Here is an 8972-nt window from a genome sequence, read left to right as displayed (position 1 = left end):
TTAAGTGGGGTGAATCCAATCCAGCAGGTACAGACTCGGGGCAGCGGTCACTAAGGTGGTATCCTCAAGGCCAATGAGGCCGATCGCTCCCGCTAAATGTTGCGTCTTAGACTCTATTATTGTCACACCGGGTAGAGAACAATGCCTAGCTTACGCACAATTTGGCTCTGCGGTCTGCTGTTGACGACTAGTGTCGGGTTCTTGTCTTTTGAAGGCAAGCCCGCGATCGCCCGCCGTCGCGAAGCGCCCAAAGTGGTGCGCGTCACCGATGTCCAATTGCAGAGCGAGAATATTGCGGGTGTCTGGTACCACCGCCTCACGGGGCGCGTGCGCAATGAAACCGCGACACCAGCGCGCAATGTCCAGATCTACTACGAGATTTATGACCCGACGAGCAAGCGACTACTGGAAGCGGGATCCACCCAGTTGCGCAATCGCGTGATTAATAGCGAAGGAGAGGCGGAGTTTCTGGCAACTCCCAATGCGGGGGGGCGGGTGAAAATCACGCTCGTGGAATGGCTGAGTGGCGATCGTGAGTACCGTTCGTTTCAGCAAATGCAGGAATTTTCCCAATAGCGCCTACTGGGGCGTCTCACTGGAGGTGGGAGATTGAGCTGTTGTTTCCTGCACACCAAAGGCCAGTACCCAGCCTTCAAGATTGTTGGCGGTGCGAATCTTCAGCCATTCCCCATCCTCACTGCGCTCTAGGATCGTCACCACTTCATCAAAGGCCACACCCCCCAGAGCATTTGCCTCGCGACTGGGGCGATCGCGCAACCGTAAACCATCGCCATAGATCACCCGCCCTTCAGAGTTTGGCTGCGGTGAGGGGGTCGGGGTTGGTTCAGGAGGGGGTGAGGGGGAATTCGGTGACGACTCTGGTGGCGTAGGCGGTGGTGAATTTTGTGCTTCGACCTCGGGGCGGGGGGGTGGCCAGAGCAAGTTAAAGACAAGGGGTGTAATGATAGCAGCGGCCACAAGGGTAATCAGACCTAAACCCAAAAAGGTTCCTAGGAGCCATTGCAGCACACGCACCACTGGTTTCATGATCTAACGCCCTGTGGGGGGAGACAGGATTCGTGAGGCAAACCGTGCCCGCCCGGAGGCCGCCCATTCTTGTAATTGGTGCACTTGCTCACGGGCGGTGCGTGCCAAGGGGATAATCTCACTGGCCGCGTGCAGCAGATCTTCGGTGGTAAAGTCGCGGTCTTGGCTAAAGGCAAGGTGCATTGCCTCAATGATACACTGCTCAATTTCAGCCCCAGAAAAGTCAATGGTTTCGTAGGCCAACCGCTCTAAATCATAGTTTTGCAGGCGATCGCGCCGCACACGACTGAGGTGCACTTCAAAAATCGCTCGCCGCTCATCCACATTGGGTAGTCCGACAAAAAAGATTTCATCAAAGCGACCCTTACGCAGCAGTTCCGGGGGCAAGACCTGCACATTGTTGGCAGTGGCCACAACAAAAACAGCAGAGGTTTTCTCCGCTAGCCAAGTGATAATCGTGCCAAAAACACGGCTACTGGTACCGCCATCCCCTCGGCCATCAATGCCCGCAAAGGCTTTATCCATCTCATCAATCCAGAGGACGCAGGGGGCTAGGGCTTCAGCAATTTGAATCATCTCGCGGGTACGTGCTTCGGATTCCCCCACGAGGCCGCCAAAGAGTCGCCCCACATCCAATCGCAACAGAGGCAAGTGCCATTGGTGGGCGATCGCCTTTGCCACTAGGGATTTACCGGTGCCCTGAATTCCCACTAGCAGCACCCCCCGCGGATAGGGCAGCCCATAGCGCCGTGCCCGCTCGGAAAAAGCACCGCCGCGCCGCAGCAACCACTCCTTGAGGTTATCAAGACCACCAATGTCGGCAATGGTTTCTTGGGTGGGGTAAAACTCGAGAATTTGGGTTTGCCGCAGGATCTGCCGCTTTTCCTCCAAGACCAGATCCACATGGCTGCCGTCCAGCGCACCGTGGAGGGCAATGATCCGACCAATGACGCGGCGAATCCGCTCTAGGGTCAAGCCCTGACAGGCGCGGATCAACTCATCGAGAATGGGTTCTGCGGGAATGTTGCCGAGGCTTTGACAGAGCTTCACCAGTTCAAGGCGAATTTCCTCCCGTTGGGGCAAAGGGAACTCCACAACGGTAATCACATCCCGCAGTTCCGGGGGCAACTGCACCGTCGGAGCCAGCAGGATCAGGTTTTTGGGCTGGGACTTGAGTTGCCGCGCGAGGTTACGCAGTTTGCGAGAGACCGCTACATCCTCAATAAAGCGGTGAAAATCTCGCAGCAGAATCATGGCCGCTGCCGGTGGCGGTAGTTTTTCAACAAATTCAAGGGCACTGAGGGGATTGCGCTTGGCGACCCCCAGATCATTGGGATTGCCCTGATACCCCTCCACAAAATCCCAAATGTAGATGGGGCGCTGATTCAGGCGATCGCTAATTGTGTGCAGTGTTGCCTCAAGGCGTTCTTCCTCTGTTGTGGCCACATACAACAGGGGATAGCGTGCCCGCAGCAACAGTTCAAGGTCAGACTGAGCACTCACGGCGATGGTTCCGAACGCTCCAGAACCGATTGTAGTTGCGCAAGCATTGCCCAGCGGTGATCAATGGGGGGGTCCGCAGGGACAGGGGGGTGAATACCGCCACAATTGGGGTCACAGTATTGGGGGTAGGGCAGGGCAAGGCAGAGTTGCTGGTAGAGCCAATCCGCAAGATCAATGCGACCGTTAGCGGGCAAGGTTTCCACCAGATCATCGTCGGGCTGACTGGCTGGGGTTTCCGCTAGCCAAATCAGTTCCGTAGTGGTACACACCAAGCGATGGTTATAGTACTGCAAACAGCGATCGCAAGAGAGGGTGACAATTGTCTGCACACTGGCGCTGACTTCTAAGTAGGTGTGGCGGTGACTGGCAGTCACCATTCCTTGCACGGGAGTTAGCGTTGCCAAGTCTGGAAAACCGGTATCCACCCGCCACTCATAGGTCTGGGCGGGCAGCCGCAGTAGATCGGGAATACTTAGCCAGTGGGCATCGCTCACACTAAGTTCCTTGGCTCATTTCATAGAGTTCTTTGAGGAAGTGAAAACATTGCTCAGCCGTCATTGAGGTGGGCTGAAAGGTTGCTGCTGGTGAGTATTTTAACCGCAGGTACCGAATTTTATCACTGTCCATCTCGCCCAACTGCACCAGACGCATTGACCAATTGATGAAGGTGCGCTCTGCGATCGCTTTGAATTCAATAATCTCAGCGCTGTGGTGGCGGGGATCCTTGAGGATGCGGGCGTAGGTTTCACTCACTTTCTGGCGATCGCCCTCTAGGGTTTGCAGAAACATGCCGTTGCCGTAGCACAGTATTCCCGTAATGCCATCGCGGAGATTGTTCACCTCTGACTTGGCCATAATATCCCGCAGGTCTGGGTAGGACAGGCCATCTGTGGCACAACTGAGATAAAGCAAGCGATGTAATCTCATGGGTCTCCGGTTCTCGATCGCACACAACCGATTTCAATATCCCATGAAAGGGACCCTTGCTAAAGACGACTCCCGTGATCTTTACTTTAAGTTTCGCGAACGCCTCTGACCACTGCGCTAGTGCCAGCGCTTGATTTGACAAATCCGGCAAAAGTAACCTTAGCTCCGTGACGTTCAAACATAGCAGCAACATCTTTTATTCTTTGGGGATTGTCATACTCCGGCGAGAACATATCAAAGGTGTCTAAAATTGCCCATTCACGGCGTTTTTGCTGATCCACAGTACTAGGAATTGTTCGTAGATCAACAATTGGTAAAAATCGAGTCAGTACGCCTAGTTTAACTTTCACTAAAAAATCAAATAACGTAATTAAACCATCAATATTCTTCTCAATTAAATTCAACAGAGCTTGGTGTGACATCTTTTTTGTCAAGGGTCTTAAAAGATATTTTGCGTGTATTTTTGTCCAAAAACCTTTAATCGGATAGAAATCAACCACAATCTCAGCACCGATTTTTGCGTATTTAATCAGATTTTTTACAGATTCTTCAAAGTCAGGTGTATGTTGTAGAACCCCAAAACAAAACACCTTATCAAAAGAGGCTTCAGGCAAAGGGATGTCATAGATGCTCGCTTGAAATAGGTGTAATCTTCCGCCAGCAATATCAGAATTATTTTGCCAATTTGCCTCAACCGCCTCTGAATAATCAAAACTCCAAAGATAAGCAGACGTTTTTTCTAGGATAACCCGTGTAAATCTACCTGCACCAGAACCGGCTTCTAAAATACTTTTGCCAGCAAGCTCCTCAGGCTGCCAGTTTGTTGTTGCAAAGAATCGAGTTTCAGATTGTTTTTGATCTGTATCATCTATTTGTGTTTTTGAGAACTTATTCCATTGCAGACCAAAACTTTGGGTGTAGTTTTGGCTTGAATCTACAAATCTAGGAATCTGATTAACAATTGGATAAACAGAACCCGTCTCACTATAGTACGCAGTATGATCCTTTCTAAGTGGTGCTTTCGTCTTGGGATCAACGTAATGAATGGAGATAGTCATTGATTAACTCCTCAGAAAGATGTTTTTTAGGGGATTGATATAAAATTCCCCGGTGTGAAATAGGCTGTACAGCCGCAAACCATAGTAGCCAAGATAAATCACCCCTAGCCACCACCAGTTTTGAATGCGTTCATTGATGTAGCGAAAGGGGGTGTGCTGCAATCGCCGGCCAGTTTTCAGCTCTAGGCCTATAAAAACCGCCATCACCGTAAATGCGAGAAAGAGCACAGGGCCAAAGAGATGCATTCTCAGGGCATCTTCAACATTGCCGCGAGCGATCGCCATAAAGGAACGGGTCAGACCGCAGCCTGGACAGGGAATACCCGTTGTTGCTCGAAAAAGACAAAGTAAAAAAGGCGGCGTCCCCGTATGGTTAAAGAGTGCCGCTCCCACTAAAGGTGCTGTGGTCAGTCCCAAAAAGCCCCAGCGGCTCAAGCGTTCCTGCCTTGATAAAACGGCATCAGAGAAGCGCAGCATCCGGTTCCTCGGCATTCACCAACAGTCGCTGCTCCCATTCTGCCGCAAACGCCACAAATCGCTCCTCTAAAATGGCTTGGCGTGCTGCTTGGGTGAACCGAATCAGTTCCGTCACATTATGAATCGAGAGTAAGGTGTAGGCCAGTAGCTCCTTGGCACGCACTAAATGACTTAGGTAGGCTCGGCTAAAGGTGGTGCAGGTATAGCAGGGACAGGTGGGATCCAAGGGTTCATAATCGCGGCGAAAGCGAGCATTTTTTAGGTTCCAGCGCTGCCCTTGGACAATGGCACAGCCGTGGCGAGCCAAGCGGGTGGGAATCACACAGTCAAAGAGATCGACCCCGGCAGCGATCGCCCGCAACATTTCTAAGTGAGTTCCCACCCCCATCAAATAACGTGGCTTATGGGCAGGCAAGAGGGGAGCCGTCACCGCCACAATTTCATGCATGGCACTGTTGGGTTCCCCCACACTCACGCCACCAATGGCATAGCCCGCCAAGTCATAGGGCAGCATCGCCGCAGCACATTCTCGCCGCAGATCGGCATACACTCCCCCTTGCACAATGGCAAAGAGGGCTTGATCGGATCGTTGCTTTGCAGCAATGCAGCGCTCTAGCCAATGCAGGGTGCGTTGCGTCGCTTGGATCACTGCCTGCCGGCTTGCAGGATAGGGGGGGCACTCATCAAAGGCCATGATCACATCTGCCCCCAAGGCCTCTTGAATGGCGATCGCCCGCTCGGGTGACAGTTCAATGATTTGACCATCGTGGGGTGAACGAAACACCACCCCCTGATCGGAAATTTGCCGCATTTCGCTGAGGCTAAAGACCTGAAACCCCCCCGAATCCGTGAGAATTGGCCCTGACCAGCCCATAAAACGGTGCAGCCCCCCCGCTGCGGCCACAATGTCTTCCCCCGGTTGCAGGTGCAAATGGTAGGTGTTGGCCAAAACCATTTGAGCGCCCGCCGCCTTGAGGTGTTCTGGGGTGAGGGTTTTCACATTCGCTAAAGTACCCACGGGCATAAAACGCGGCGTTGCCACTGCGCCATGGGGGGTGTGAAACAGGCCTGCCCGCGCTTGGGTATGGGCACAGTCCTGCTGGCAGACAAATTCAAACACGCTGCTGGATCCACAAGAAGGCGTAAAAAATGTTACCAAATGCCTAGACAAACCCACAATCGCTGATCTATGATTAAAACTTGTGACCAAAAACGGATACTGAGTGGGCGCGATCGCCTCAACCCCCTTAAGTCCTTGGTTCCACTGATCCAGGGGTGGCAGCGTGTTCGCAACTTGCAATCATAGCCTTGCCATCTTTACCTGCGCCTGTCCTTGATCAACGATGGATGCGCCTTGAGCGTCATCGTCTTGACCGTGTAACTGCTGGGTCAATCCACCATTCCTAACTGTAGGAATCTGCCGAGGTGTAGCCTACGGGCTGCCTCTCGCTGTTTTGTTGTGATTCGTATTTTTAAGGAACGCGATCGTGACAGTTGGTATTTTAGGGACAAAGTTGGGCATGACCCAAATCTTTGACGAGGCGGGTCGATCTGTCCCCATTACGGTGGTACAAGCGGGGCCGTGTCCGATCACACAAATCAAAACCCCCCAAACCGACGGCTACACGGCCATTCAAGTGGCCTACGGCGAAGTGCGGCAGAAAAACCTGAGTCGCCCCGAGCGCGGCCACCTCAACAAATCGCAAACGCCCCCCATGCGTCATCTGCGGGAATTTCGCCTCGAAGATGCCTCTGCCTATCAATTGGGTCAGGCCATCACCGTTGATATTTTTAGTCCGGGGCAGCTTGTGGATGTCCACGGCACCAGCATTGGCCGAGGCTTTGCGGGCTATCAAAAACGCCACAATTTTAAGCGCGGTCCAATGGCGCATGGCTCGAAAAACCACCGTCTGCCCGGTTCCACTGGGGCAGGAACCACCCCGGGTCGGGTTTTCCCCGGCAAGCGGATGGCCGGTCGCATGGGCAATACGGCAGTCACCATTCGCAAATTGCAGGTGGTGCGCGTTGATCCTGAGCGCAACTTAATCCTGATCAAAGGGGCACTACCGGGTAAACCGGGGGCACTGGTGAGCATTACCCCCGCCAAGGTTGTCGGTCGCAAATAAGGGCTGGAGAGTAGTTATGGTTGCATGTGTGGTTAAAGACTGGCAGGGTGCCGACAGTGGTGAAGCCACCCTTGATCTAACGACGGCAAAACCTGAAACCGCCAGTCATATTGTTCATCGTGCCCTTGTGCGGCAGTTAGCCAATGCTCGGCAGGGAACCGTTTCCACCAAAACCCGTGCCGAAGTGCGCGGCGGCGGTCGCAAACCTTGGCGGCAAAAAGGAACAGGGCGTGCCCGTGCTGGTTCGATTCGTTCTCCCCTCTGGCGGGGGGGCGGTGTGATCTTTGGTCCTAAGCCCCGCGACTACAGCCAAAAAATGAATCGTAAGGAGCGGCGGCTTGCCCTGCGCACAGCCCTGATGAGCCGCGTTGAAGACTTGATTGTGGTTCAAGACTTTGCCGATCACTTGCCCCGTCCCAAAACCAAGGAACTGGTGACGGCGCTGCAACGCTGGGGCATTGAGCCAGAGCAAAAGGTGCTGCTACTGGTGGAAGACATTGCCGAAATGGTGGCACTCTCGGCGCGAAATGTGCCCACCCTGAAACTCCTGCGTGCCGATCAATTGAATGTTTTTGATTTACTCTATGCCGATCGCATTGTTGCCACCACTGGCGCGATCGCCAAAATTCAGGAGGTGTACGGTGACTAAAGTCCAACCCCGCGCTCTTGCGGATCTCATCAAGCGCCCCATCATCACAGAGAAGGCCACGATTTTATTGGAAAACAATCAATACAGCTTCGATGTGGACCGGCGCGCCACCAAACCGCAAATCAAGGCTGCGATTGAAGAACTCTTTAACGTCAAAGTTACAGCAGTGAATACCTATCATCTGCCCCCTAAAGAGCGCCGTGTGGGTCGGTTTGTTGGTCATCGTCCTCGCTACAAGCGGGCGATCGTCACCCTTGCCCCCGACAGCAAGATCGTTCTCTTCCCCGAAGTTTAACGGAGTAGATCATGGGCATTCGCGTTTACCGACCCTACACCCCCGGCGTTCGCCAAAAAACTGTTTCTGACTTTGCTGAAATTACCACCGACAAGCCCGAAAAGTCGCTGACCCGTGGCTTCAAGCGCGACAAAGGCCGCAACAATCGCGGTGTCATTACCAGTCGGCGGCGGGGGGGTGGCCACAAGCGTCGCTATCGTATTGTGGATTTTCGCCGCAGTAGCAAGCTCAATGTCCCCGCCAAAGTGGCAACTGTGGAGTACGATCCCAACCGCAATGCCCGCATTGCTCTGCTCCACTATCGCGATGGCGAGAAACGCTACATCATCCATCCTCGAGATTTGACCCCCGGCACCGAGGTTATTGCCAGTCCCGATGCCCCTATTGAAGTGGGTAACTCCCTTCCTCTGGGCAAAATTCCCTTGGGTACCAGTGTGCACAATGTGGAAATTATCCCCGGTCGCGGTGCGCAAATGGTGCGAGCTGCTGGTGCGATGGCACAAGTAGTGGCCAAAGAAGGGGATATGGTCACCCTCAAGCTTCCCTCGGGTGAAGTGCGGCTCTTCCGCAAGGAGTGCTATGCCACCATTGGCCAAGTGGGGAATGTTGAAGCCAACAACATCAGCTTAGGGAAAGCGGGTCGCAATCGCTGGAAAGGTCGTCGTCCGAAGGTGCGCGGTTCGGTGATGAACCCGGTGGATCACCCCCACGGTGGGGGTGAAGGACGCGCCCCCATTGGTCGTCCTGGGCCTGTCACGCCTTGGGGTAAACCCACCCTTGGCTACAAAACTCGCAAGAAGAAAAAACTCAGCGATGCTCTCATCGTGCGGCGTCGTAAGAAGTCTTCCAAGCGGGGTCGCGGTGGTCGTCAGTCTTAGGTTTTTGCGGAG

At 53.6% G+C, this 8972-nt stretch carries 13 protein-coding genes; 5 read left to right on the top strand and 8 right to left on the bottom strand.

The features are described from left to right. Positions 1-126 carry a hypothetical protein gene (locus RHI63_RS06300; protein ID WP_302676450.1) on the bottom strand — a complete coding sequence of 42 codons (126 nt, stop codon included), beginning with the start codon at positions 124-126 and terminating at the stop codon, positions 1-3. Positions 127-141: 15 nt separating this feature from the next. Between RHI63_RS06300 and RHI63_RS06295 the strand changes: the two genes are divergently transcribed. Then, positions 142-576 carry a hypothetical protein gene (locus RHI63_RS06295; RefSeq protein ID WP_310438370.1) on the top strand — a complete coding sequence of 145 codons (435 nt, stop codon included), beginning with the start codon at positions 142-144 and terminating at the stop codon, positions 574-576. A 3-nt stretch (positions 577-579) separates the two neighbouring features. Here the strand turns inward: RHI63_RS06295 and RHI63_RS06290 are convergent, their stop codons facing one another. From RHI63_RS06290 to tgt, 7 genes are all read right to left on the bottom strand, one after another. Next, complete coding sequence (locus RHI63_RS06290; RefSeq protein ID WP_206201520.1) at positions 580-1047, bottom strand: SH3 domain-containing protein; 468 nt, start codon at positions 1045-1047, stop codon at positions 580-582. 3 nt (positions 1048-1050) lie between these two features. Beyond that, complete coding sequence (locus RHI63_RS06285; RefSeq protein ID WP_310822005.1) at positions 1051-2550, bottom strand: AAA family ATPase; 1500 nt, start codon at positions 2548-2550, stop codon at positions 1051-1053. Then, a complete protein-coding gene (locus RHI63_RS06280; RefSeq protein ID WP_225901676.1) occupies positions 2547-3044 on the bottom strand; it encodes a DUF177 domain-containing protein in 498 nt (165 codons plus the stop codon). The genes RHI63_RS06285 and RHI63_RS06280 overlap by 4 nt, the downstream gene beginning before the upstream one ends. 1 nt (position 3045) lies before the next feature. Further along, entirely contained in the window at positions 3046-3477 is a 432-nt protein-coding gene (locus RHI63_RS06275; RefSeq protein WP_206201518.1) for a BLUF domain-containing protein, read from the bottom strand. An 86-nt stretch (positions 3478-3563) separates the two neighbouring features. Then, complete coding sequence (locus RHI63_RS06270) at positions 3564-4535, bottom strand: bifunctional 2-polyprenyl-6-hydroxyphenol methylase/3-demethylubiquinol 3-O-methyltransferase UbiG (RefSeq protein WP_149817921.1); 972 nt, start codon at positions 4533-4535, stop codon at positions 3564-3566. Positions 4536-4538: 3 nt separating this feature from the next. Next, positions 4539-5012 carry a DUF2752 domain-containing protein gene (locus RHI63_RS06265; protein WP_206201517.1) on the bottom strand — a complete coding sequence of 158 codons (474 nt, stop codon included), beginning with the start codon at positions 5010-5012 and terminating at the stop codon, positions 4539-4541. After that, on the bottom strand, positions 4996-6132 hold the full coding sequence (gene tgt / locus RHI63_RS06260) for a tRNA guanosine(34) transglycosylase Tgt (RefSeq protein WP_206201516.1): 1137 nt from the start codon (positions 6130-6132) through the stop codon (positions 4996-4998). The genes RHI63_RS06265 and tgt overlap by 17 nt, the downstream gene beginning before the upstream one ends. Positions 6133-6499: 367 nt before the next feature. Between tgt and rplC the strand changes: the two genes are divergently transcribed. Genes rplC through rplB form a run of 4 tightly spaced genes read left to right on the top strand, consistent with a single transcriptional unit; the run spans position 6500 to position 8960 of the window. After that, positions 6500-7138, top strand: coding sequence for a 50S ribosomal protein L3 (rplC, locus tag RHI63_RS06255; protein ID WP_206201515.1), 639 nt, complete (start codon positions 6500-6502; stop codon positions 7136-7138). A gap of 16 nt (positions 7139-7154) precedes the next feature. After that, positions 7155-7787: a 50S ribosomal protein L4 gene (rplD, locus tag RHI63_RS06250; protein WP_302676457.1), complete on the top strand. Its 633-nt coding sequence runs from the start codon at positions 7155-7157 to the stop codon at positions 7785-7787. Next, positions 7780-8082: a 50S ribosomal protein L23 gene (locus RHI63_RS06245; protein WP_206201513.1), complete on the top strand. Its 303-nt coding sequence runs from the start codon at positions 7780-7782 to the stop codon at positions 8080-8082. The genes rplD and RHI63_RS06245 overlap by 8 nt, the downstream gene beginning before the upstream one ends. An 11-nt stretch (positions 8083-8093) precedes the next feature. After that, on the top strand, positions 8094-8960 hold the full coding sequence (gene rplB, locus RHI63_RS06240; protein ID WP_302676458.1) for a 50S ribosomal protein L2: 867 nt from the start codon (positions 8094-8096) through the stop codon (positions 8958-8960). The last annotated feature ends 12 nt before the right edge of the window (positions 8961-8972 follow it).

Origin of the sequence: Thermosynechococcus sp. GLH187, from assembly GCF_031583395.1 — a bacterium.
Classification (GTDB): Bacteria; Cyanobacteriota; Cyanobacteriia; order Thermosynechococcales; family Thermosynechococcaceae; genus Thermosynechococcus.
The sequence above is the reverse complement of the archived record's forward strand: the minus strand, read 5'-3'. Positions and strand labels throughout refer to the sequence as shown.